Genomic DNA, 22,597 nt, shown 5'->3' on the forward strand with positions numbered 1-22,597 from the left:
AATTTTCTGACATGAACCGCGTCAGACCAAATCCCGAACATTGGGTTGCGCAGCTCTTTGCGACCAAATCAGCACAGCATGGGGCAGCGGTGCGCCGCTCAATGACATGGGTCGGGCGCGAAGTGGGTCATGAAGCATTCATCAACGAAGTGCGGAGGCGCGGATATCATCTTTTCCGCACCGCCGACCAATATATCGTCATCTGCCACAACGGTCCGATCGCCATTCTGTCCTGAGAAAATCCGTCGAATTTTCTGTATTGAGGTTTTTCGACGAAAAAATCTTCTTACTCGGCCGCTTTCGCCATCGGATTGTTGGGATGCGTCGTCCAGTTCGCATAGTCAGCCTCGACCACCTTGCCGGTACGCGGATCAACCTCGCCAGCAGCCAACGGCACCATCGAAATGCACCCTTCCACCGGACAGACATCCACACAAAGGTTGCAGGCCACGCATTCATCGTCCTTGACCTCGAAGATACGGTCGGAAGACATCGAGATCGCCTGATGACTGGTATCCTCGCAGACGGCATAGCAGCGCCCGCATTTGATGCACTGATCCTGATCAATGCTGGCCTTGGCCACATAGTTGAGGTTCAGATATTGCCAATCCGTGACATTGGGCACCGCACGACCGACAATTTCAGAGACATTTGAGTAACCCTTCTCGTCCATCCATCTGGACAGCCCTGCGGTCAGTTCGTCAATGATCTTGAACCCATAGGTCATCGCGGCGGTGCAGACCTGAACCGTGCCGCAGCCCAAGCTCATGAACTCGGCGGCGTCGCGCCATGTGGTCACTCCACCTATGCCCGAGATCGGAAGACCGTGCGTGTCCGCGTTTCGCGCAATCTCGGAAACCATCGACAATGCAATCGGTTTCACCGCAGGGCCGCAATAACCGCCATGGCTGCCCTTGCCGTCAATCGACGGTTCGGGGCTGAAGGTGTCCAGGTTGACACTGGTGATCGAGTTGATCGTGTTGATCAGCGAAACCGCATCCGCCCCGCCATTTTTTGCCGCCGTCGCCGGCTTGCGGATATCAGTGATATTCGGCGTCAGTTTCACAATCACCGGCTTGTCGTAGTATTGCTTGCACCAGCGCGTGACCATTTCAATATATTCCGGCACCTGACCCACGGCAGAGCCCATGCCACGCTCGCTCATTCCATGCGGGCAGCCGAAATTGAGTTCGATCCCATCGGCCCCGGTTTCGGCCACTTGCGGAAGAATCGCTTTCCAGGCCCCTTCTTCGCACGGGACCATGATCGAAGCAATCAGCGCCCGGTCCGGGTAATCCGACTTTACGCGCGCCATCTCCTCAAGGTTCACCTCCAGCGGGCGGTCCGTGATCAGTTCGATATTGTTGAGCCCCAGCAACCTGCGGTCCGCGCCATAGATCGCGCCATAGCGCGGGCCGTTCACGTTGACCACCGGGGGGCCTTCGGCTCCAAGTGTTTTCCAAACAACGCCGCCCCAGCCCGCCTCGAAGGCGCGGCGCACGTTATATTCTTTATCCGTCGGCGGCGCCGAGGCCAGCCAGTAGGGATTGGGGCTGGAAATTCCCAGAAAGTTTGTCGTCAGATCAGCCATTTGCATCTCCCTGCGCTAGTCGCGCTTTTTGAATATCATCTCTACCGGCGCGATGTCGCCGGTTCCCACCGCCCGCGTCATGTTGGAAACCATTTCCGCGGCGCTTGCGCCCATCAGCATCGGCAACCCCAGCATCGGAGGGCCGGACTCCTCGATTTTTGCCTTGAGCTGGGCAAAGAACTCCCGGGCAACCTCGCCTCGGTCACGCCGCGAAAGCAATTCGAAACCGGCCTTGTCCGCAGCTTCCAGATAGGTTTCGGGCGTGGCCAGAAACGAAGCTGTCGGATCGCTTGCCCACGGCACCGGAAATACCGGAGCCGCACCAAAACGCATCACATCATATACTGCGAACGCGCCGCCAGGTTTGAGAACGCGCGCGACTTCGGAAAACAGCTTTTCCTTGTCGGGCAGGTTCATGCCCACATGCAAAAGTGTGGCGACGTCGAAACTGTCATTTTCGAACGGCATATCCAGCGCGCTGCCAACCTTGAACCGCGTCGGAAGGCTCAACAGACCAGTCAGTTGCCTGGCGGTTTCAACAAAATCCGGCGTCAGATCGAGCCCGGTGACATCCGCCCCGTAACGCGCCGTCATCAATCGTGCGGGGCCACCAATTCCGGCCCCCACATCCAGCACCCTGACGCCATCTTTCAGCCCCAACTGATCAAGCAGGGCGATGGTCGCCTCTTCCCCGCCGATATGGAATTCGTCGATGGATTTCAAATGTTCCGCCGCCACCTTGTTGGCCGCAATGCCACTGGCTTGAAGTGTATCCATGATCTTTTGAAACAACTCCGCGCCGCCGTAGTGCGATACGATCTTGTCTTCAGGACCTGGCATAGAATTTCCTCCGCTTGGCGATTCCTCCTGCCTCAGTCTACCCCATCAGGCTTGCATGGATGTCCATTGCCGCATCCCTCCCCTCGGCAACCGCCGTCACGGTCAGATCCTCACCACCTGAAGCACAGTCACCGCCAGCCCAGACGCCCGCAATTGAAGTGCGCCCCGGCCCGGACACCGCGATCTTGCTGCCATCCAGCTTCAATCCGTCCGGTGCGCCTTCCAAAGTCTGGCCTATGGCCTTGAGGACCTGATCGGCAGGGATGCGCACGGTTTCGCCGGTACCGGTCAGTTGACCATCCACGCTGGATGTATATTCCAATTCGATTTCCGAGGCCGTTTCAGACCCGTGGATTTTCACGGGCTGGACATTGGTCATTATCTTGACGCCGCTGGCGGCCGCCAGATCCTGCTCGTACCGGCTTGCCCCCATGGCGTCGCGCCCGCGGCGATAGGCTATTGTTACATGCTCGGCTCCGAGAAGTTTGGATTTGACTGCTGCATCCACGGCGGTCATGCCGCCACCAATCACCACGACATTCCGCCCAACGGGAAGATGCGCCAAATCGGCCGCCTGACGAACATCTGAGATGAAGTCGACGGCGTGACGCACACCATCGCTGTCAACACCCGGCGCGCGCAGGGCATTGACCCCGGCAAGGCCAATTGAAAGAAAAACGGCGTCGTAATTGTCGCGCAACCCGTCCAATGAAATGCCTTCACCAAGAACCGAACCGGTTTCGATGGCAATGCCGCCGATTTTCAGCAGCCAGTCCACCTCGGCCTGGGCAAAGTTGTTTGTCGCCTTATAGGCAGCAATACCGTATTCATTCAGACCGCCCGCCTTGGGCCTGGACTCGTGGATGACCACCTCATGACCATGCATCGCCAGGCGATGGGCGCACGCCAGCCCTGCGGGCCCTGCCCCCACGACCGCCACGGTTTTGCCTGTTGGGGCGGCGCGTTCAAACGGATGACCACCCGCCGCCATCACACTGTCCGTGGCGTAACGCTGCAAGCGGCCAATCTCGACAGGCTTGCCTTCGGCCGTTTCACGTACGCAGACTTCTTCGCACAGGGTTTCCGTCGGGCAGACACGGGCGCACATTCCGCCCAGGATATTCTGGTCAAAGATGGTTTTTGCCGCCGCTTCGGGCTGGCCCGCCTGAATCTGGCGGATGAACAGCGGGATATCTATGTCAGTGGGGCACGCCGTGGTGCACGGCGCGTCATAGCAGAAATAGCATCGATCCGCTGCCACCGCAGCCTCGTGCGGTGCAAAAGGCGGATGCAGATCCGCGAAATTCGACGTCAATTCTTCGCTGGAAAGCCGTCCGGCCACAATGCCGGGAGCCATCTGGCCCTGTGCCATCGCTCTACTCCCTGTAGATTTGTTTTCTTGCTCCCAGCTTGCCACATTTAAAAATTTTATCAATTGGTAAAATTTGTCGATTGGTCAAAAATCGAAAGAACCCGGACTGTCAGACCCGGATTTGTTGGTTTTGACCGGCTTAAATTCCGAAAATGCCGCTCAGACCATCCCGGTCAGATGTCCGGACTTTATCCAGACCCTTGCCCCCTTTGATCCGGCAGTCGCACCGAACTCGGAATTCGGCGGCAACCGAAGCCAGTCCCACTTGCGGAAACGTTCGCCGGCTTCGGTGAACTCACCCTTGATCACAAACACCTCTATCCCACCATTCGCGAGAATCGCGATTTCGGCACCCGGTGCCCAGGACTCGACGCGCACATCCTCGCGCTCATCACGAAACAGCGGGATGTCGTCGTTTCCGAGCGTGGATCGGCAGACCTCGGTCCGGTCGGCCGGGTCGAACTGATGCAGTTTTACAAGAATGATGGCGCCTTCGGTTGCTGATGGCGTGTGCGACGAGGTTGGAGGATTGCGGACATAGCTGCCGATTGGGAAGTCGCCGCTTTCATCCTGAAAAACACCGTCGAGAACGAGGAACTCCTCGCCACCGTCGTGAGTATGGGCGGCAAATGCGCTTCCCGGAGCGAAACGGACGATAGTTGTCGCCCGGGCGACCTCCGCACCAATCCGGTCCAGCATTTTCCGCTCGACCCCTACCGCCGGAGACTGCACCCATTCGTTTTCATCGAAATGCACCGCAGCGCGCTGCGTAAAGTCGGCGTTGATCCTCATCAGCATTCTCCTGACCTGCTTTTCAATCTGAAATGGTATTTCAGGCCGAAATGTCCAACCTGATCCAAGGATCACCCAACCAGAAACACTGTTGCGACCGAAGTGGTTCCCACCCAACAGGACACATTCTATAAGCGTTCAACGGCTGGCGCTGTGCAACATGCAAGAGAGCATCAATGACACAAAAAACAGAGGCAAGCTTCAACGTCGTAGTCATCGGGCAAAACAATCGCCTGCAATACGAGGCCGTTCTGTTTGCGGCATCCTTGCGCCTCTATTCACCCAATTTCACGGGCCGCCTGATTGTCGCCGTGCCGCAGGAAGGACCGAAATGGAGCAGTGATCCGAGTATCCACAATCAGGATGTGCTGAACGCACTGGAATTTCTTGGCGCGGAAATCCTGCCGTTCAAAAGCACCGCCTTTGGCGAGAGCTACCCCTATGGCAACAAGATCGAAGCCCTGCTGGCATTGCCCGAAGGCGAGCCATTCGTGTTCTTCGACACAGACACACTCATTACCGGCGAACTTGGCACGGTTCCCTTTGACTTTGACCGCCCTTCGGCTTCGTTGCGGGTCGAGGGCACCTGGCCAAAGCCGACCCTCTATGGCCCGGGACATGACGGAATCTGGCGGGCGCTGTACCGGCATTTCGAACTGGACTTCGAAAGTTCCCAGGATCAAAGCCAGCCGGTGGGCCATTGGCGGCGCTATCTCTATTTCAACGCTGGGTTCTTCTACTATTCCTGCCCACGAAAGTTCGGCCGCCGCTTCCTCGACTATGCCTGTGCCATTCGCGACGGAGACATTCCCGAACTCGTGGGGCAAAGCCTCGATCCCTGGCTGGATCAGGTGGCGCTTCCGCTGGTGATCCATTCCTTCGGCGGAGGGCGCGATGCGTTGCCGCCGGGGCTGCTGGATGGAACCGTCAGTTGCCACTATCGCCTGTTTCCGCTGCTTTACGCCCGCGAAAGCGATCATGCAATCGAAGCCGCGCAAGCGGCAGCCGCACCGAATAAAATCAAGAAGGTGCTGAAACACTATGAACCAATTAGAAAAATTGTAATTCAGAGGAAGGGTGAAAAGGTGCGGGCGCTGTTCGATCAGAACGACCTGCCGGCACGCGAGCAGATCATTCGCAAAAGGATCAAAGACAAAGGGCTTTGGCTGCGGTAGCCCGGCATCCGCGTCCCGGGGAATGCGCGATACCTCTCTTTACCTCGGGTCCGTTGTGCAACCGCATGCGATAGCTTACAGAATCAGGCAAGCATATGTTCCAAAGGGAGACTTGATTATGTCCAACGGCCCCACCTACGGCTTTGACACGTTGCAAATTCATGCCGGAGCCCGTCCCGATCCGGCAACCGGCGCAAGGCAGACACCGATTTATCAGACCACGGCCTATGTGTTCCGCGACGCCGATCACGCAGCAGCGCTGTTCAATCTGCAAGAGGTGGGCTTTATCTATTCGCGCCTGACCAACCCGACGGTCGCCGTATTGCAGGAGCGTATCGCGACGCTTGAGGGCGGCGTTGGCGCAGTATGCTGCTCTTCGGGCCATGCGGCGCAGATCATGGCGCTGTTCCCGCTGATGGGACCGGGCTGCAACGTCGTCTCCTCAACCAGGCTCTACGGCGGCACGGTCACGCAGTTCAGCCAGACCATCAAGCGGTTCGGCTGGTCGGCAAAATTCGTCGATACCGATGATCTGGACGCCGTGAAGGCGGCCATCGATGAAAATACCCGCGCCGTTTTCTGCGAATCCGTTGCCAACCCCGGAGGGTATGTGACCGACATCCGGGCGCTGGCCGACATTGCGGACGCCGCAGGCATTCCGCTGATCGTGGACAACACTTCGGCCACCCCGTATCTCTGCCGCCCGATTGAACAGGGCGCGACGCTGGTGGTGCATTCGACCACCAAATACCTGACCGGAAACGGCACGGTGACGGGCGGCTGTATCGTGGATTCGGGACAGTTCGACTGGTCGGCCAATGACAAGTTTCCTTCGCTCAGCGCGCCGGAACCGGCCTATCACGGACTGAAGTTCCACGAGACGTTCGGCCCGCTTGCCTTCACTTTCCACAGCATCGCGATCGGGCTGCGCGATCTGGGCATGACGATGAACCCGCAGGCCGCACATTATACGCTGCTGGGTATCGAAACCCTGTCCCTGCGGATGCAACGCCACGTGGAAAACGCGATGAAGGTCGCGGCCTGGCTCGAAGCGGACGATCGTGTGGAGTTTGTGACCTATGCCGGCCTGCCCTCGTCGCCCTATCGCGAACGCGTACAGAAATGCTATCCCAAAGGGGCCGGCGCATTGTTCACTTTTGCCGTCAAGGGTGGCTATGACGCCTGCGTAAAGCTTGTCAATGCCTTGGAAATTTTCAGCCACGTCGCCAACCTGGGTGATGCGCGCTCGCTGATTATCCACTCGGCGTCGACCACGCATCGCCAGCTGACGGTGGAACAGCAGGAGGCCGCGGGGGCAGGACCGAACGTGGTGCGCTTGTCCATCGGGATCGAAGATGCCGACGATCTGATCGCCGACCTGGATCAGGCACTGGCAAAGGCCTGCGCCTGACAAGGCGGCAGGGCGCTAAGCGATGAAGCCGCCGCGCACCAACGACCTCGGGCAACCGATAGGAGAACCGGTCGACACCGGTTTTCCACGCCCTGCGCCTCCCCGCACACCGATGCTGGGACAGTTTTGTTCTGTATTGCCACTGGATATTAAAGCGCATGGACCAGCGCTGTTTCGGGCCTATGCCCGCGACACAGGCGGGCGGAACTGGACTTATCTTCCTTATGGGCCATTCGACAGCGAGACCGGGTTTCTGGGCTGGATGAGCGATACTTGTCTTGGGAACGATCCGCTTTTCCACACGGTTTGTGACCCAAATGGCGCCCCCATCGGCGTGGCGAGTTATCTGCGGATAAAACCTGCGACCGGCACCATCGAGGTCGGGCATATTCACTTTTCGCCGCTCCTCCAGCACCGCCCCGAAGCGACCGAGGCGCTGTTTCTGATGATGCGCCGCGTTTTCGACGAACTGGGCTATCGCCGCTATGAATGGAAATGCGACGCGCTGAATGCCGCGTCGTGCCGCGCGGCGGAACGTTTTGGTTTCCGCTATGAAGGAACGTTCCGCCAGGCGACCCACTACAAAGGACGCAACCGGGACACCGCCTGGTTTGCGATCATCGACAAGGATTGGCCCCGGATCCGGCAAGCTTACGAAACATGGCTTGATCCCATGAATTTCGACACATCGGGCCACCAGAAAACGGCGCTGATGGCCCGTATGGAAGAATAAAGCACTCCGCGAAATACTTGAAACACCGGCTATCACACAACGCGTTGAAATCTTTGAATTCCGCAGCGGTGAGTGCTTCAGCTGCTTCGCGAAGTGCCGCAGCGGCCTATTCCGCGATCTCGAACACCATCGACACCGACGTTTCGACGGCAATTTCACCGGCCGCAATCGGGACACTGCCGGCATCCGCCATCGACATTTCGGCCATTCGCATCATCGGGCGGCCACCTCCGCCGTGATCATTGATGGCTATGACCTTGCCGAGGGTGATACCGGCGGCGTCGGCAAGTTGCCCCGCTTTCTCCATCGCATCCGCAACTGCCTTGGCGCGCGCCTGGGCGGTCAATGGTTTCGGGTCCTGCATTCCAAAGCTCAACCCGTTGAAGTCATTTGCGCCGTCACGGATGACTGCATCCACTACGGTGCCCAGATTATCCAGGTCCCGCACCCTCACGATCACCCGGTTCGATGCCACAAATCCGGTTATTCTGGGCTCTTCACCACCTTGGCCATGTCGCCCGACCCAAACCGGAGAAAGCGACAGATCACGGGTCTGGATATCGCGCGCCTCTATTCCCATCTCACCCAGCCGCGTCAGAATCGCCGCGACCGCGTCCGATGTCGCCTGCATCGCCGCGACGGCCTCGGCATTCTGGTTTGTTACCCCCAATGTGATCGTCGCCATGTCTGGCACCGCTTCGACCGTCCCGGTTCCGTTGACCGTGATACGGCCTTCATCGGCACGCGCCAGGCCGGCGGCTGTTGCCAACAGAACGGCAATAAGAAAAGCCAATATCTTCAAAACACTTTCTCCCGTTGTTGCAGTTCTCAAGATGGGTGCGCGGGGCTTTGCCGGACAAGGGGAGATTTGGTGTTTTCCTTTCCCTCGGCGAATTCCTGCTTTAGTGTCGGCGCGCGGACGCGATGGTGTCTGCACATGATCTGAGGTTTGCGGTATTTGCAGGGCATGACACCCACCTTTGCATTGCTGTTGTCGGTCGACAAAATCACGTTGCTGCACCGGGCTGATCAAGGCTGGTTGCGGGTCGGAGACGTGCGAACCGATGAACCTGACCTCGACGACGCACTTCAGAGATTGCGGCGGCGCGCAAATAAGCTCGGCGATGACACACGTTGCAAGGTTGTGATACCGAACGATCAGATCAGATATCTGACCGTTGATACCAATTCGCTTTCCGAAACCGACCGGCAGGCCAAGATCGAATCGGAGCTTGAATCCGCAACGCCATATCGGCTGGACGATCTGAAATACGACATCGCCGAACGTGAAGCGGACGCTCAGATCGCTGCGGTGGCCAAGGTAACGCTGCTCGAGGCCGAAACCTTTGCCCGGGAATACGGGTTTCAACCGGTCAGCTATGTTGCCTTGCCGGAACCTGGTGCGTTTCCGAAGGAGCCATATTTTGGCGCAACTCCGGGTATGGACGAGATAGTCGAACCGGATGAAGAGCGGATCGAGATCGTCGGAGAAGCCGACTTCTCTGCTTCCGAAGATCTTCAGCCCGCTCTTGCTTTCGATACGCTGGCGCAGGCGGAGGACAACCCGGCCCACTCGGAAAAAACCGCCGCCAAACCGGTCGAGGAGCAGCCGAGCAGCATTGATTTCTCATCCTGCCGCCGCCCCACACTTGACGATACCAATGAGGAAGACGTCGAGGCATCACCTGTCAATCCCAAGACGAACCTGCACCCGGAAGTGCCACCGCCGCCCCCTCCGGCGATACACCCGATTGCCGATCCCGCTCCGGCGTCTGCGTTTCAGGCACCCGCCGCACTGGGCAGATCGCCACTGGATGAAGCCGAAAGGTTGACGATCTTCGGTGCCCGGAACCGGGCGCCGAATCATCGAAGGATGGCAATTCCCGTTTTTGCCGCTTCTTTCATTGCTGTCTTGGCCTTGGCAGGTTGGTTTGTATTGCGACCGAATACTGATCCGGTCAGTCAACCGGATGAACCCAGGGCGGAACAGGTGCCTCCTGAACGGATCAGCCTTGCGGAACCCGATGAACAACCCGGAACAACCATCACTCCGGACATTCCCGATACGGCCGGAACGCCTGTTTTGTCCGTGACCGACAACGCGGTTCTTGACGCTTTGCGCGTCGAACCGCGGACCGTTGAGGAGGTTGACACCGATCCGGAAGGCGAAGAGGTGCTGTATGCGGCGACCGGCATCTGGAGCGATGCGCCTCTCCCGCCGCAGGACCCCGAACTCGACACCTCACTGGATGACCTTTACGTGGCCTCGATCGATCCGGCCGATCTGTCGCAGGATGCCCTCGCACTGCCCGACGCGTCATCTTTCGAAACCGACCAACCTCCGGGTCAGGCGGGGTTGCCTGGCACGGCTGGTGCAACATTCGAACTGGATTCGCGGGGTCTGGTGACTGCCACACCCGAAGGGGCTCTCAACCCCGATGGCGTGATCGTTTATCTGGGGCGGCCCGCGCAGGTTCCCCCGCCGCCGCCTGAACGCGCCGAACCAGAGCCGGAAATAGACGAAGCGCAGGTCGTACTTGCCGGGTTCAGACCAAAGCTGCGCCCCGAATCCCTTGTTGAAGACAACGAACGACTGCAACTGGGTGGTCGGTCGGTCGAAGAACTGGCTGGCTTGCGCCCCAGATCGCGCCCCGAGTCCCTGCAAGCCGATCCAATGATTGACGAAACGCCAACCGCTTTGGCGGTGGTGGTCGCACTGAAACCAAAGCTCCGTCCGAAAGTGCCGGCGGCGAACACGGCATCAGTACCGTCGGCGGCAAACGGATCACTTGGCACCACCGCGGGTCAGGGCAATGCCGCAACATCCGACGAAGCTGGCAGCTTTGCCGCAAAATCGGTTAAACCGAAGATACCTTCTTCGGCTTCGGTCGCGCGTCAGGCCACGCTGGACAATGCGCTCAACCTCAGACGTGTCAATCTGATCGGCGTCTATGGCACCCCTGCCAACCGCCGTGCCCTGATCCGCTTGCCCAGTGGACGGTATAAAAAGGTTAAGGTCGGCGACCGGGTCGACGGTGGAAAAGTGGTCGCCATCGGGGACAGCGAGTTGCACTATCAAAAGAACGGCCGAAAGGTGACGCTGGGTATGCCGAAAGGCTGAGTTCATGGTTCTCAGCCTTGAAATTCATTTAGACCGCCACCTGATAACCGGCACCTGGACGCGAACGATCCGCTGCGATCAATCCGATATGAAACACAAAAAAAAGCGCCGCGCGAGGGAATCGCGGCGCTTTTCCGATCCGGGGCCATTGAACTGCCCCGATTCTCTTGTCCGACTATTGGGCCGCGTGAATTTCACCGGATTCTATCTGCTCGCGCTCGATGGATTCGAACAGGGCCTTGAAGTTGCCCTCGCCAAAACCGTCGTCACCTTTGCGCTGGATGAATTCAAAGAATATCGGCCCGATCACGGTCTTCGAGAAGATCTGGAGCAGAATCCTGGTTTCACCACCATCCACGACGCCTTCACCGTCGATCAGGATGCCATGTTTCATCATCCTGTCCTTGGGTTCATCATGGCCCGAGACCCGGTCATAAGACATGTCATAATATGACTCGTTGGGACCGGGCATGAATTTCAAACCCTTGGCCGCGATCGCATCCGTCGAGTCATAGATGTCATCGGTGCCCACGGCGATATGCTGAATACCCTCTCCCTTGTATTTCTTGAGATAGGCTACGATTTGCCCTGTCTCGCCCCGGTCTTCGTTGATCGGGATACGGATGCGGCCACAGGGCGAGGTCAGCGCGCGGCTGAAAAGCCCGGTGTACTTGCCTTGGATGTCAAAGAAACGGATTTCCTCGAAGTTGAACAGATCGCCATAGAACCCGAACCACTTGTCCATGTTGCCCTGGAAGACATTGTGCGTCAGGTGATCGAGGTAATAGAACCCATCGCCACGTGGCTTCGATTGCTTAAGCCATTCGAATTCCTCGTTATAGGGCGACGTTTCATAGTACTGGTCGATGAAATAAATCAACGAACCACCGATGCCTTTGATCGCGGGCACGTTCATCGTCTTGTCGGCAGCATCATAGGGCTCCGCGCCTTTCGAGACCGCGTGCTCGTATGCCTTCTGCGCGTCCACCACGCGCCACGCCATTGCCGGAGCGCAGGGACCGTGCTCATCGACGAATTTCGCGGCAAAGCTGTTTGGATCGGCATTCAGCACATAGGTCACATCCCCCTGTTGCCACAGTTCAACCGCAGGCTTGTCCCTGTGACGGGCGACAAGTTCGAAACCCATCCTGGAAAACAGATCGCGCAATTCCTGCGGCTCGGGGTGGGCGAATTCGACGAATTCGAAACCATCGGTACCTGCCGGATTCTCGGCACTTATTACAGATTTAGGGGCATTGTGGGGGAAAGGACCCATGAGGCGTCTCCGTCGAAATGGTGTGGAACATTTGCTGAGTCGAGAATACCCCTTATCCAATGCTGATTTTGCGCAAAGTTTCTCTTCCGTCAGGATTTACATGCGCGTTTCACGCATTAATCTTGTTGGAAACAAGGATATACCGCAAATGCTGGACGCTACTGACACCAAGCTGTTAGCTGCCTTGCAGATAAACGCACATCTGACTTCGCATCAACTTGGCGAACAGTTGAACCTGTCGCCCAGCCAGGCCGGGCGCCGCCGCCAGCGGTTGGAGACCGAAGGTTACATCACCGGATATGCCGCCAAGCTCGATCCATTGAAACTTGGTTTGCACGTACAGGGCTTTATTCAGGTTCATCTGGGCACCCATGGCCCCGACCAATCCGCCGGTTTCGCCCGCATGGTTCATTCACGCTCGGAAATCACAAGCGCCTGGACAATGACCGGAGAGGCGGATTATCTCCTACATGTCTATTGCGACGATCTTCCCGCGCTCAATCGGTTGCTTCATGAGGTCATTCTGCCGCATCCTGCTGTTGCGCGGGTACAAAGCCAGATCGTAATGGACCAACTGAAACGGGATGCGCCGCTGCCCACTTGAACGCCTGAAAGGTCAGCAATGGAAAACTTCCTCTATCAGGCCTCGATATATCTGGCCGCCGCGGTCATCGCAGTGCCGTTGTCGGCGCGTCTGGGGTTGGGATCCGTTTTAGGATATCTGGCTGCGGGCATCGTTATCGGGCCGATTCTGGGATTGGTCGGCGCCGAAACAGAGAGCCTGCAACACGTTGCCGAGTTCGGCGTCGTCATGATGCTGTTCCTGATCGGCCTCGAGCTGGAACCCAAGGCGCTTTGGGACATGCGAGACAAACTTCTGGGGCTTGGCGGACTTCAGGTCGGGCTTTCAACGCTGGCCATCATGGTGGTGGCCATGATCGCCGGGCACGCCTGGACCATTGCCCTTGCGGTCGGACTGACTCTTTCGCTGTCCTCGACAGCAATCGTGCTTCAGACACTGTCGGAAAAGGGGTTGATGCAGACAAATGGCGGCCGAGCAACGTTTTCGGTGCTGCTCACACAAGACATTGCGGTCATTCCCATTCTTGCATTCCTGCCGCTGCTCGCCCTCAGCCCCGTCGCGCGGATACAAAGTGATGGTTCCATCAGTCGCGGTGGGATCGAGGCCGGACATCATGAGTCGCTGTCCCTGGTCGACGGCCTGCCTGGCTGGGCGGTTACGCTGGTCACAATCGGAGCGATCGTCTTTGTCGTTCTTGCAGGCATCTACCTGACCCGCCCTCTGTTCCGCTTCATTCACACCACACGACTGCGCGAGATGTACACAGCCTTGGCGCTGATGATCGTGGTGGGCATTTCTTTCCTCATGACGCTCGTTGGGCTTTCACCCGCGCTTGGTTCATTTCTGGCCGGCGTGGTTCTGGCCAGTTCGGAATTTCGTCATGAAATGGAAAGCGACCTTGAACCTTTCAAAGGTCTGCTTCTGGGATTGTTTTTCATCACCGTCGGGGCCGGCATTGACATCGCCTATTTCTTCCGCGACCCGCTGGACCTGATCGGGCTGGCTCTTTTGGTGATCTTTGCCAAGGGCGTCATTCTTTATGTTGTAGGGCGTGCTTTCAGGCTCAAGGGGCGGGATCGCTGGCTGTTTACGCTTGGTCTTGCCCAGGCCGGGGAATTCGGTTTTGTGCTATTGGCGTTTTCCACCAAACAGAATGTCATCCCACCGGAACTTTCACAGAAGCTGCTGATGATCATCGCGCTGACCATGCTTATCACGCCGCTGTTGTTCATCCTTTATGACATCCTGTCCCGCAACATGCGCGACAAAGCCCCCATGCCAGAGCCGGACATGATCGACGACGCCGGGCCGGTTATCATTGCCGGCATCGGAAGGTTTGGTCAAATCGTCAACCGGTTGGTACAGGCCAGCGGCTTCAAAACGATCGTGCTGGACCACAATATCGAAACGATCCAACTCATGCGGCGTTTCGGTGTCAAAGGCTTTTTGGGCGATCCGACCCGCCCGGAATTGCTGCGCGCGGCAGGGCTGGCCAAAGCGCAGGTTCTGGTTGCCGCCATGGATGATCCCAAAATGGTGACGCGACTTGTGAGCTATGCGCGCCGCCAGCGCTCCGATCTGCACATCATTGCCCGCGCGCATGACCGCAACCATGTTTACGAACTCTATCAGGCCGGGGCCGACGACATTGTGCGTGAAATGTTCGACGGTGCGCTGCGCGCAGGCCGCTATGTTCTGGAAAATGTGGGGCTCAGCGAATACGAGGCCGCGCAAGCCGAAAAGACGTTTTACCATCACGACCGCACCACGATCCGGGATCTTGCGGATCTGTGGGTTCCCGGCATGCCAACCGCCGAGAACAAGAAATATATCGAACGCGCGCAGCTTCTCGAAAAAGATCTCGAAACCGCGCTTTTGGAACTGGCCGAAGAACACGCCAAGAAAAGAGCCTGACCCGCCCGCAGTCCGGATGAACCGCCCTAACCGTCCGAGACACCCGCCTCGGCAAAAGTCGCCATACCGGAATGGCAGGCGACGGCACTTTTGACAATGTTGATGGCAAGCGCCGCGCCCGAGCCTTCGCCCAGTCGCAACCCAAGCGACAACAGCGGCGTTTTGTTCAGTTTTTCCAGCACCGCCCCATGAGCGCCCTCTGCGCTCTGATGTCCGGCGACTGCATGATCCAGTGCACCGGGCACGGTGCGACCCAAACATGCCGCCGCCGCCGAACAGATAAAGCCATCCAGGATCACAGGTATGCGCAACACCCTCGCAGCGGCAATCGCTCCTGCCATGGCCGCAATTTCACGACCACCGAGACGACGCAGAATTTCAATGCCATCCCCGCCATCGCGATGCAGCGCCACGCCTTCGGCCACAACGCGGATCTTGTTGGCAAGCCCGGCATCGTCAACACCGGTTCCGCGCCCGGTCCAGTCCGCAGCCTCACCGCCGAACAGGGCGCAGGCAATGGCGGCGGCCGGTGTGGTGTTGCCGATTCCCATTTCACCGACGACCAAAAGATCGGCCTCCGGGTCCACCGCACGCCAGCCGGTGCGCAGCGCTTCCAACAATTCGTCCTCGCTCATCGCGGGTGCCTTGGTAAAGTCATGCGTCGGCCGGTCCAGCCCCAGTGCATATACATCCATCTTTGCGCCCGCCGCCTTGGCCAAATGATTGATCGCGGCACCGCCATGCTGAAAGTTCAGTACCATCTGTTCGGTCACTTCCGCCGGAAAGGCCGACACACCCTGCGCCATGACCCCATGGTTACCCGCGAAAACGATCACCTGTGGCGCCTGGATTGTCGGCCGTGCATCTCCTCGCCATCCGGCATACCAGATCGCCAGGTCCTCCAGCCGGCCCAGCGCTCCGGGGGGCTTGGTCAACTGTCCGTTCCGCTCTTCTGCGCCCTTGACCGCTTCGGCATCGGGACCGGGCGCACCGGCGAGAAGAGTACGAAACATTTTCAGATCGGAAAGTTCGGGCAGCATTGAAAGCCTCGTTGCATCAGAGTGGTGCTGTGTGTTTAACCAATGCTTGCAAAGCGACAAGACCCTGAAAGGCCTGGGAGTGACCAAAAACGACACCGCCCCGTTTTCTGCGTGGGATATCCCGCTGGCTCTGGTCCTGCTGACCCGCCTGCCCCTGCCGCGCCTGCCCGAAGAGGCGTTTGCCCGCCAGTCGTGCGCCGCATGGGCCTATCCGCTGGCGGGGCTTGTTGTCGGAGCGCTGGCCTGCGGTGTCGCCTGGATCGCTATCTGGGCGCAGCTGCCAGCGTTTGCAGCCGCCGTCCTGTTGGTTGCGATACTGATCATCGCGACCGGAGCAATGCATGAAGACGGGTTGGCCGACACCGCCGATGGACTCTGGGGCGGTTTCACGGCCGAGCGCCGGCTCGAGATCATGAAGGACAGCCATATCGGCACCTATGGCGTGCTGGCGCTGTTGCTTGTGCAGTTGCTGCGGATCAGTGCCGTCGTAGCCCTGATTGGCGCGGGTCTGCTGACGGGCGTATTGGCCGCCTGCCTGTTTTCCCGCGCCATGATGCCGGCGTTGATGCGTACTCTGCCCAACGCACGCAATTCGGGGTTGAGCCATTCGGTCGGCGCTTCGCCCCTGCCTGCCGTTCTGGCTGGCATCGGCCTGGCCATTATACTGTCTTTGTTGTTGCTAGGCGGATCAGCCATCGCACCGATGCTCTGCGCCCTGATCTCGGCGGTCATTGTCGCGCGCGTTGCCACGATCAAGATCGGTGGTCAGACCGGCGATATTCTGGGCGCCACCCAACAGGTATCCGAGGTTACATTCCTTTTGGCGCTGACAGCTTCGATCTAGGACGCCCCACCGGTTTCAATGCGCAGCGTCGCGCCACAGTGTTTGCAATGCACGGCGTCCGGATCGTGCCGGAACAGACCGCAGCTTGAGCATTTATAACGCACCTTCTGCGGCATGAAAATCGCCTGTGCCAGGCGGACAAACAGCGCAACGCCGACGACCATGATGAAGACTGAAAACAGCTTTCCAGCAGGTGTGCCAAGCGTAATATCCCCGAACCCGGTTGTCGTCAGCGTCGCCATGGTGAAGTAAAGCGCATCAATATAGGGGGTCTGCGCGTCCTCGGGGACAAAGAAGACCAGTACTGCGGTCGAGGTCGCAAACACAAAGACCATCAGATTGATCGCCGCGATCACGGCATCCTCGTGGGTCCTGAAAAATGGACTGTCCCGGCGCAAGTCCCGCAGCAGATGATAGGAATGGATCAGCCTCAGTGCGCGCAGTATCCGCAGAAACGCGAGATTGCCGGTCAGGAACGGGTCGAGCAGCAGGGATACGATCACGACGATGTCCGCCAACGTGTAAACCTGTCGCAGCAGTTTCCGGCGGTCTTTCGATATCCACATTCGGGCAGAGAAATCCAACAGGATAATCAGCCCAACCCCAAGGCTTGCTGCCGTCAGCCCGGGTCCATGCGGGATGTTCGCGGTGGCGACAAAAAAGATGATCGATGCGATGTCGAACAGGATCAGCCCATAGCGGAACCAGACCGAGACTGGCTCGTGGCTGATGTATAGAAACTTGACAGTTTGCTTCATCATGACCCCGTATCTTCCTGCATTTACAGAAAAATACCCGACAAGCGCCGCGATACCAAGCACCGGGCCATGAAAAAAGGCCGCCCCGGATGACGGGACGACCCTCGTAATGGTTTGAACGCGATCAGGCTGCGCGCGAGGTCAGGACATCATCCACCTGCTTGGCGGCCGACATCTCATCCCCGCCGGAAACAGCCGCGACTTCGCGGGTCAGACGTTCCAGCGCGGCCTCGTAAAGCTGACGCTCGGAATAGCTCTGCTCGCGCTGATCGTCGGTGCGGTGCAGGTCACGGACCACTTCGGCGATCGAGATCAGATCGCCCGAATTGATCTTTTGTTCGTATTCCTGCGCACGGCGGGACCACATGGCGCGTTTGACCTTGGCCTTGCCCTTCAGCGTCTTCATCGCCTGGCTGATCACATCCGGCGAACTCAGCGAGCGCAACCCGCTTTCGGTCGCCTTGTTGGTTGGCACGCGCAGGGTCATCTTGTCCTTTTCAAAGGAAATCACGAACAGCTCGAGCGTGAACCCGGCAACTTCCTGCTCTTCAATCGAAATGATCTGTCCGACACCATGCGCCGGATACACAACATACTCGTTCGGGCGGAATTCGAGCTTTTTCGACTTGGTCATTCACATCTTTCCTTGGTTGGAAACCGGTATGCAAGCAACAAAAAAAACCAAACGGGGCTCAATCTCGGCCCCGGCTGGCGGTGTCATTGTCACTAATTCACAACTCCAAAGCACGCATACGTTCGGAGCACATCCCGGTCTCTGTCATCTGTACTTACTATGTATACCACAAAAAACCGGCCGCTGAAAGCTGACCTAGCGTAAGATAAGGGCAAACACCTTGTTTTCAAGACACTGACAATCGTTTGAACGATCAATCAACAACTGTCAGGCCGAATCGTTCAGCCACCTTCGCCGGGCGCCTCGGAGAAATACTTCTCCATCTTGCCTTCTTCGCCATCCCGTTCTTCGGCATCCGGCAGCGGATCCTTCTTGGTCACGATCACCGGCCATTGTTCAGCAAATTTGCGGTTGAACTCCACCCACTGCTCCATCCCCGGTTCGGTATCCGGGCGGATTGCGTCGGCAGGACATTCCGGCTCGCAGACGCCGCAATCGATGCATTCGTCGGGATGAATGACCAGCGTATTCTCACCTTCATAGAAACAGTCCACCGGGCAGACTTCGACACAATCGGTGTATTTGCAGCCAATGCAGTTTTCGGTGACAACATAGGTCATGGTCGGGATCCTGTTTACGCTTTGGGCGACTAGCTAAATCAGACTTGCCCGGTCTTCAAGGGAAGATCACCCTTCATCGGGCCGAGAAAGATCAAGCATACGCCGATCCTTCTTGGATGGGCGCCCTTTTCCTTCAAATTTCGGATTCGGTGGCGGCACGTCCCGTTTTTCGGTCAGATCAACATACAATGTTTGCGCCTCGGGCGCGGGGCCGCGCCTTGAGCCCAGGGCTTCGACACGAACGACTCGTATGTCCCGGCCCTGCGCGAAGGTCAGAACATCTCCTGGGCCGACGCTATGGGCAGGTTTCAGCACCCGGTTTCCGTTCACGCGTACATGCCCGCCACCAACCTGCCGGGCGGCCAGGCTGCGCGTCTTGAAAAATCGCGCATGCCACAGCCATTTGTCGATCCGAAGCTTGGCCTGAGCCTCGCCCATGCCTGGTCAGTCGCCTTCCTTAAGGGCCATCAATGCGGCAAAGGGATTGTCCGGATCAATGGCCTTTTCCTTTTTCGGCGGACGGGAGGAGAATGTCTTGGCTCCCTGCGGCGGCTTGCCCCCCTTCTTACCGTGCGGCTTGCCGCGCCCGTCCTGGGGTTTTCCACGCGGCTTGCCTTTTCCCTGACCCTGACGCTGATCCCGGCGCGGACCACGGTTGGCCTGACGCTTGCGGCCCCAGGTGAAGGTGTAATAGACCTCTACCTCGGACTCGTCCGATGCCGGTTCGGCTGTGGGAACCTCGACTGCCGCCTCGGTGCTTTCGGTGGCCTCGGCTGACGCCTCGGCGGGTGTGGCGATCACTTCGGGTGCCGTGTCCGCAACCGGCGCTTCTTCGGCAGTTGGTGGTTCCTCCGCCTCCGCCGCGGGCTGCTCGGCTTCGGCCGGTGCAGGTTTGACCTTTTCTCGCTCGCCTCGTTCAGCACTATAGCCCAGCCCCTGCATCAACTCGGCGAACTGATCCAGTGTCATCCCGGTGATCGAGAGCATATCCGCCTTGGCCTCGAACCCGCCACGGCTGTCCTCTGAACGCAGCATATCTGCCAGACGCTCCAGCATGTCGATGCGGATCGAACGCTCGCCCGCCGCGCGATATCCGCACATGGTGTCATATCCGTTGGGCGCGTCGGCAACGGTTGGAACCGTCACCAGCCCCGGCGGCGGAGCTTCGGGGAATTCCTGCAGGTTTTGCGCCAGCGACCACAAAACCAGACGCAGCCGGGTCGGCGCCGGCTTTAGCAACAGCGGCATGAAGATGGTGAATTGCCCGAACCGTATACCGTGCTTGCGAAGCGCGCCGCGTGCATCCTGATCCAGATCCTTGACCTCTTGCGCCACCTGTGCACGTGGCAGGATGCCGAACGCCTCAACCATGCGGAAAGCGAAGCCGCGCGCAAGACCGGTCAATTCCTCATCCCGCGAAAGGGACAGCAACGGCTCGAAAAGCGCTGCTATCTTGCGGTCGATGAAATGCTGCAGACGGCGCTGGACTTTTTGCTCGACATCCGGGCCGGCCGCCTCGTCCACAAAGACTTCCACCTGCGGCTTGAGCGGTTCAGCACCCGAGACTAGTTTGCCCACGGCATACTCGCCCCACATCAGGCCGCCCTGTTCGGTAAAATCAATTTCGGTATCGGGCGCATTGTAGAAACGGTCGGCGCGAAGATGGAATTGCGGCGCCAGCGCCTGCAGGGACGCCGATTTCAGCGCTTTCGCTTCGGCTCCTTGTGCGCTTTTGTCCGGGCTGAACCGGAACCCTTCCAGACGACCGACGAATTCACCTTCGACAGTCACTTCACCCTTGTCATTAACCTCGGCCAAAAGGGCCTCCTTCTGCTTGAGCCGGCGCAGCAAAACGGATGTGCGCCGGTCCACAAATCTTTGAGTCAAACGATCATGCAATGCGTCTGACAGCCTGTCTTCTACAGCGCGCGTTTCCGCGCGCCAATGTGATTCGTCACGTATCCAGCCATTGCGTTGCGTGACATATGTCCACGTGCGAATATATGCCAGCCGTTTGGAAAGTGAATCAATGTCGCCGTCGGTTCTGTCGATCCGGCGGATTTGTCGCGCCAGGAACTCTTCGGGAATGGCGCCGCGTTCGTGCAGATGGCCATAAATCACCTCCAGCAGGCTGGCATGTTCGGCGTGGCTGATGCCGCGAAAATCGGGGATTCGGCAAACATCCCAAAGCAGCCGCACCGATAGGCCATCACTTGCGCGCGCGGCGACTTCGGCCACCTGCGATAGCGACTTCAGGACATTGAGATCGTCGGCAGGCCGCGCTTTGACCAGATTTTCTTTGTCGGGGCCAACTTCCAGCGATGCGATCAGCGCCTCGACCGAACCAAAACGCAGCGCCTCGTTACGCCAGTTCAGTTTCTTCAGCGGCGTGAAGCGGCTTTCCATGATCGCCCCGGCCACGCCGTCATCCAGCGGTGGGGCTTCACCGGTGACGCCGAATGTCCCGTCGGACATGCCGCGCCCCGCCCTGCCCGCGATCTGAGCGAGCTCGTTCGGCGCCAGCGGCCGCATCCGTCGCCCGTCGAACTTGGCGAGCGACGAAAACGCCACATGGTTCACATCGAGGTTGAGCCCCATGCCAATGGCATCCGTGGCCACCAGGTAATCGACTTCGCCATTCTGATAGAGCGCCACCTGCGCATTACGCGTGCGCGGGCTGAGCGCCCCCATCACCACGGCGGCGCCACCTTTCTGACGGCGCAGCAGTTCGGCAATGGCATAGACGTTTTCCACCGAGAACCCGACAATGGCGCTGCGCGGCGGCATGCGCGAGATTTTTTTCGAGCCGGAATAGACCAGTTGCGACATCCGCTCGCGCCGGACAAACTGCGCCTGGGGAACAAGGGCGGCAATGGGGCCGCGCATGGTGTCCGCCCCCAGAAACAGCGTTTCATGCGTACCGCGGGCGCGCAACAGGCGGTCGGTGAACACATGACCCCGCTCGGGATCGGCGCAAAGCTGAATCTCGTCCACGGCAACGAAATCGGCGCCCATGCCTTCGGGCATCGCTTCGACTGTGCAGACCCAGTATTGCGCGCGGCTCGGCACAATACGCTCTTCGCCGGTTACCAGGGCTACGACCGAGGGGCCGCGAATGGCGACGATCTTGTCATAGATCTCGCGCGCAAGCAGTCGCAACGGCAGGCCGATCACGCCTGTCCGGTGCCCCAGCATCCGGTCGATGGCATAGTGGGTTTTGCCTGTGTTGGTCGGGCCCAGAACGGCCACGATTCGAGATGACCCGCTCACCTTCGCCCCCTGCCCCGCATTCCGGGGCGTCTAGAGTGCCTTGCCCACGACCTGGGGCCTCAGCCGATTCACGGCCTTGGTTACTTCCTCGTGATGGGGATGTATAGCCAGCGCACGCGAATAGACCTCATAGGCGTCTTCCGGGCGATTCAACGCCTCGAAGATCAAGCCCAGCCCGAATATCGCGTCGTAGTGGTTAGGGTTAAGCGCCAGCGCCCGTTCGAGGTCGGCTAGCGCCAGACCGTATCGCTGCAGCCCAAAAAACGCCGATGCACGGGCATGCCAGCCTTCGGCAAAATCCGGCGCGTGATCGGTCAAGGCGGTCAGATGATCAATGGCGGCCTCGACATCGCCGGCCTCCAACGCTTCACGTCCCCGCTCAAGCAGGAAATCGGCAGAAGCGGAACCGGACCTGGCCCAAAGAGACTGCAACTGCCGATTGATGTGAATGGACTGCGCCGGATCAGCCAGCAACAGCTCGCCCAGCAATTTGGTCTCGTCGCCCGAATCCGCATCTTGCGCCACGCTTATTCCGGAATACGTGACTGTAATCACGATTGCCGCGACGATAGGTTTGAGATTGGGGTATGCAAAACTCATAACAAGGGTCACTGTAGCGTGGC

The 22,597-nt window shown here is 58.7% G+C and carries 21 protein-coding genes; 8 read left to right on the plus strand and 13 right to left on the minus strand.

The features are described from left to right. The first annotated feature begins 11 nt into the window (after positions 1-11). Positions 12-236 (plus strand): N-(5'-phosphoribosyl)anthranilate isomerase, encoded by a 225-nt coding sequence (locus ACR0AO_RS06390; RefSeq protein WP_480601344.1) that lies wholly within the window; start codon positions 12-14, stop codon positions 234-236. Positions 237-286: 50 nt separating this feature from the next. Here ACR0AO_RS06390 and preA read toward each other — a convergent pair whose 3' ends face one another. The 4 genes from preA to ACR0AO_RS06410 form a co-directional block, all read right to left on the minus strand. After that, positions 287-1,591 carry an NAD-dependent dihydropyrimidine dehydrogenase subunit PreA gene (preA, locus tag ACR0AO_RS06395; protein ID WP_480601347.1) on the minus strand — a complete coding sequence of 435 codons (1,305 nt, stop codon included), beginning with the start codon at positions 1,589-1,591 and terminating at the stop codon, positions 287-289. 15 nt (positions 1,592-1,606) lie between these two features. Then, positions 1,607-2,431 (minus strand): class I SAM-dependent methyltransferase, encoded by an 825-nt coding sequence (locus ACR0AO_RS06400; RefSeq protein WP_480601349.1) that lies wholly within the window; start codon positions 2,429-2,431, stop codon positions 1,607-1,609. 37 nt (positions 2,432-2,468) lie between these two features. Then, positions 2,469-3,803, minus strand: a complete 1,335-nt coding sequence (locus tag ACR0AO_RS06405) for an NAD(P)-dependent oxidoreductase (RefSeq protein ID WP_480601351.1) — start codon at positions 3,801-3,803, stop codon at positions 2,469-2,471. Between the two features lie 159 nt (positions 3,804-3,962). Then, entirely contained in the window at positions 3,963-4,595 is a 633-nt protein-coding gene (locus tag ACR0AO_RS06410) for a cupin domain-containing protein (RefSeq protein WP_480601353.1), read from the minus strand. A 176-nt stretch (positions 4,596-4,771) separates the two neighbouring features. Between ACR0AO_RS06410 and ACR0AO_RS06415 the strand changes: the two genes are divergently transcribed. The 3 genes from ACR0AO_RS06415 (at position 4,772) to ACR0AO_RS06425 (ending at position 7,914) form a co-directional block, all read left to right on the plus strand. Next, the gene (locus ACR0AO_RS06415) at positions 4,772-5,770 is read left to right on the plus strand and encodes a hypothetical protein (protein WP_480601356.1); all 999 of its coding nucleotides are present in this window, start codon (positions 4,772-4,774) and stop codon (positions 5,768-5,770) included. Between the two features lie 118 nt (positions 5,771-5,888). Beyond that, a complete protein-coding gene (locus tag ACR0AO_RS06420; RefSeq protein WP_480601358.1) occupies positions 5,889-7,181 on the plus strand; it encodes an O-acetylhomoserine aminocarboxypropyltransferase/cysteine synthase family protein in 1,293 nt (430 codons plus the stop codon). A 22-nt stretch (positions 7,182-7,203) separates the two neighbouring features. Next, complete coding sequence (locus ACR0AO_RS06425) at positions 7,204-7,914, plus strand: GNAT family N-acetyltransferase (RefSeq protein ID WP_480601360.1); 711 nt, start codon at positions 7,204-7,206, stop codon at positions 7,912-7,914. A 106-nt stretch (positions 7,915-8,020) separates the two neighbouring features. Here ACR0AO_RS06425 and ACR0AO_RS06430 read toward each other — a convergent pair whose 3' ends face one another. Next, positions 8,021-8,716, minus strand: coding sequence for an SIMPL domain-containing protein (locus ACR0AO_RS06430; protein WP_480601362.1), 696 nt, complete (start codon positions 8,714-8,716; stop codon positions 8,021-8,023). Between the two features lie 165 nt (positions 8,717-8,881). Here ACR0AO_RS06430 and ACR0AO_RS06435 point away from each other — a divergent pair, with 165 nt between their 5' ends. After that, the gene (locus ACR0AO_RS06435) at positions 8,882-11,035 is read left to right on the plus strand and encodes a hypothetical protein (RefSeq protein WP_480601365.1); all 2,154 of its coding nucleotides are present in this window, start codon (positions 8,882-8,884) and stop codon (positions 11,033-11,035) included. Positions 11,036-11,210: 175 nt separating this feature from the next. Here the strand turns inward: ACR0AO_RS06435 and hppD are convergent, their stop codons facing one another. Then, entirely contained in the window at positions 11,211-12,311 is a 1,101-nt protein-coding gene (hppD, locus tag ACR0AO_RS06440; RefSeq protein ID WP_480601367.1) for a 4-hydroxyphenylpyruvate dioxygenase, read from the minus strand. Between the two features lie 148 nt (positions 12,312-12,459). Here hppD and ACR0AO_RS06445 point away from each other — a divergent pair, with 148 nt between their 5' ends. Both ACR0AO_RS06445 and ACR0AO_RS06450 read left to right on the plus strand, forming a co-directional pair. Further along, on the plus strand, positions 12,460-12,915 hold the full coding sequence (locus ACR0AO_RS06445; RefSeq protein ID WP_480601369.1) for an Lrp/AsnC family transcriptional regulator: 456 nt from the start codon (positions 12,460-12,462) through the stop codon (positions 12,913-12,915). Between the two features lie 18 nt (positions 12,916-12,933). Continuing rightward, entirely contained in the window at positions 12,934-14,808 is a 1,875-nt protein-coding gene (locus ACR0AO_RS06450; RefSeq protein WP_480601371.1) for a monovalent cation:proton antiporter-2 (CPA2) family protein, read from the plus strand. Positions 14,809-14,834: 26 nt separating this feature from the next. Here ACR0AO_RS06450 and cobT read toward each other — a convergent pair whose 3' ends face one another. Continuing rightward, a complete protein-coding gene (gene cobT / locus ACR0AO_RS06455; protein ID WP_480601373.1) occupies positions 14,835-15,848 on the minus strand; it encodes a nicotinate-nucleotide--dimethylbenzimidazole phosphoribosyltransferase in 1,014 nt (337 codons plus the stop codon). A gap of 79 nt (positions 15,849-15,927) precedes the next feature. On the opposite strand from cobT, the gene cobS reads away from it, so the two are divergent. Next, positions 15,928-16,692, plus strand: a complete 765-nt coding sequence (cobS, locus tag ACR0AO_RS06460) for an adenosylcobinamide-GDP ribazoletransferase (RefSeq protein WP_480601375.1) — start codon at positions 15,928-15,930, stop codon at positions 16,690-16,692. On the opposite strand, the gene ACR0AO_RS06465 is transcribed toward cobS, so the two are convergent. The 6 genes from ACR0AO_RS06465 to ACR0AO_RS06490 all read right to left on the minus strand — a co-directional run bounded on the left by ACR0AO_RS06465 (position 16,689) and on the right by ACR0AO_RS06490 (position 22,574). After that, positions 16,689-17,450 carry an ion channel gene (locus ACR0AO_RS06465; RefSeq protein WP_480601762.1) on the minus strand — a complete coding sequence of 254 codons (762 nt, stop codon included), beginning with the start codon at positions 17,448-17,450 and terminating at the stop codon, positions 16,689-16,691. The two genes, cobS and ACR0AO_RS06465, sit on opposite strands and share 4 nt — an antisense overlap. Positions 17,451-17,574: 124 nt before the next feature. Continuing rightward, positions 17,575-18,084: a CarD family transcriptional regulator gene (locus tag ACR0AO_RS06470; protein ID WP_480601378.1), complete on the minus strand. Its 510-nt coding sequence runs from the start codon at positions 18,082-18,084 to the stop codon at positions 17,575-17,577. Positions 18,085-18,365: 281 nt separating this feature from the next. Then, on the minus strand, positions 18,366-18,704 hold the full coding sequence (fdxA, locus tag ACR0AO_RS06475; protein ID WP_480601380.1) for a ferredoxin FdxA: 339 nt from the start codon (positions 18,702-18,704) through the stop codon (positions 18,366-18,368). Positions 18,705-18,770: 66 nt separating this feature from the next. Then, complete coding sequence (locus ACR0AO_RS06480; protein WP_480601382.1) at positions 18,771-19,142, minus strand: RNA-binding S4 domain-containing protein; 372 nt, start codon at positions 19,140-19,142, stop codon at positions 18,771-18,773. Positions 19,143-19,148: 6 nt separating this feature from the next. Beyond that, positions 19,149-21,974: a helicase-related protein gene (locus ACR0AO_RS06485; protein ID WP_480601384.1), complete on the minus strand. Its 2,826-nt coding sequence runs from the start codon at positions 21,972-21,974 to the stop codon at positions 19,149-19,151. A 30-nt stretch (positions 21,975-22,004) separates the two neighbouring features. Continuing rightward, positions 22,005-22,574 (minus strand): tetratricopeptide repeat protein, encoded by a 570-nt coding sequence (locus ACR0AO_RS06490; RefSeq protein WP_480601386.1) that lies wholly within the window; start codon positions 22,572-22,574, stop codon positions 22,005-22,007. Between the last annotated feature and the right edge of the window lie 23 nt (positions 22,575-22,597).

The organism is Ruegeria sp. AF8, assembly GCF_056541825.1.

What these genes read in the sequence shown, in the direction of transcription:
- ACR0AO_RS06465 (WP_480601762.1), bottom strand. Translation starts at nt 17,450, where the DNA reads ATGAAGCAAACTGTCAAGTTTCTATACATCAGCCACGAGCCAGTCTCG.
- ACR0AO_RS06405 (WP_480601351.1), bottom strand. Translation starts at nt 3,803, where the DNA reads ATGGCACAGGGCCAGATGGCTCCCGGCATTGTGGCCGGACGGCTTTCC.
- ACR0AO_RS06435 (WP_480601365.1), top strand. Translation starts at nt 8,882, where the DNA reads ATGACACCCACCTTTGCATTGCTGTTGTCGGTCGACAAAATCACGTTG.
- preA (WP_480601347.1), bottom strand. Translation starts at nt 1,591, where the DNA reads ATGGCTGATCTGACGACAAACTTTCTGGGAATTTCCAGCCCCAATCCC.
- ACR0AO_RS06490 (WP_480601386.1), bottom strand. Translation starts at nt 22,574, where the DNA reads ATGAGTTTTGCATACCCCAATCTCAAACCTATCGTCGCGGCAATCGTG.
- ACR0AO_RS06445 (WP_480601369.1), top strand. Translation starts at nt 12,460, where the DNA reads ATGCTGGACGCTACTGACACCAAGCTGTTAGCTGCCTTGCAGATAAAC.
- ACR0AO_RS06425 (WP_480601360.1), top strand. Translation starts at nt 7,204, where the DNA reads ATGAAGCCGCCGCGCACCAACGACCTCGGGCAACCGATAGGAGAACCG.
- ACR0AO_RS06390 (WP_480601344.1), top strand. Translation starts at nt 12, where the DNA reads ATGAACCGCGTCAGACCAAATCCCGAACATTGGGTTGCGCAGCTCTTT.
- ACR0AO_RS06470 (WP_480601378.1), bottom strand. Translation starts at nt 18,084, where the DNA reads ATGACCAAGTCGAAAAAGCTCGAATTCCGCCCGAACGAGTATGTTGTG.
- ACR0AO_RS06400 (WP_480601349.1), bottom strand. Translation starts at nt 2,431, where the DNA reads ATGCCAGGTCCTGAAGACAAGATCGTATCGCACTACGGCGGCGCGGAG.
- cobT (WP_480601373.1), bottom strand. Translation starts at nt 15,848, where the DNA reads ATGCTGCCCGAACTTTCCGATCTGAAAATGTTTCGTACTCTTCTCGCC.
- hppD (WP_480601367.1), bottom strand. Translation starts at nt 12,311, where the DNA reads ATGGGTCCTTTCCCCCACAATGCCCCTAAATCTGTAATAAGTGCCGAG.
- ACR0AO_RS06415 (WP_480601356.1), top strand. Translation starts at nt 4,772, where the DNA reads ATGACACAAAAAACAGAGGCAAGCTTCAACGTCGTAGTCATCGGGCAA.
- ACR0AO_RS06450 (WP_480601371.1), top strand. Translation starts at nt 12,934, where the DNA reads ATGGAAAACTTCCTCTATCAGGCCTCGATATATCTGGCCGCCGCGGTC.
- ACR0AO_RS06410 (WP_480601353.1), bottom strand. Translation starts at nt 4,595, where the DNA reads ATGAGGATCAACGCCGACTTTACGCAGCGCGCTGCGGTGCATTTCGAT.
- ACR0AO_RS06420 (WP_480601358.1), top strand. Translation starts at nt 5,889, where the DNA reads ATGTCCAACGGCCCCACCTACGGCTTTGACACGTTGCAAATTCATGCC.
- fdxA (WP_480601380.1), bottom strand. Translation starts at nt 18,704, where the DNA reads ATGACCTATGTTGTCACCGAAAACTGCATTGGCTGCAAATACACCGAT.
- ACR0AO_RS06480 (WP_480601382.1), bottom strand. Translation starts at nt 19,142, where the DNA reads ATGGGCGAGGCTCAGGCCAAGCTTCGGATCGACAAATGGCTGTGGCAT.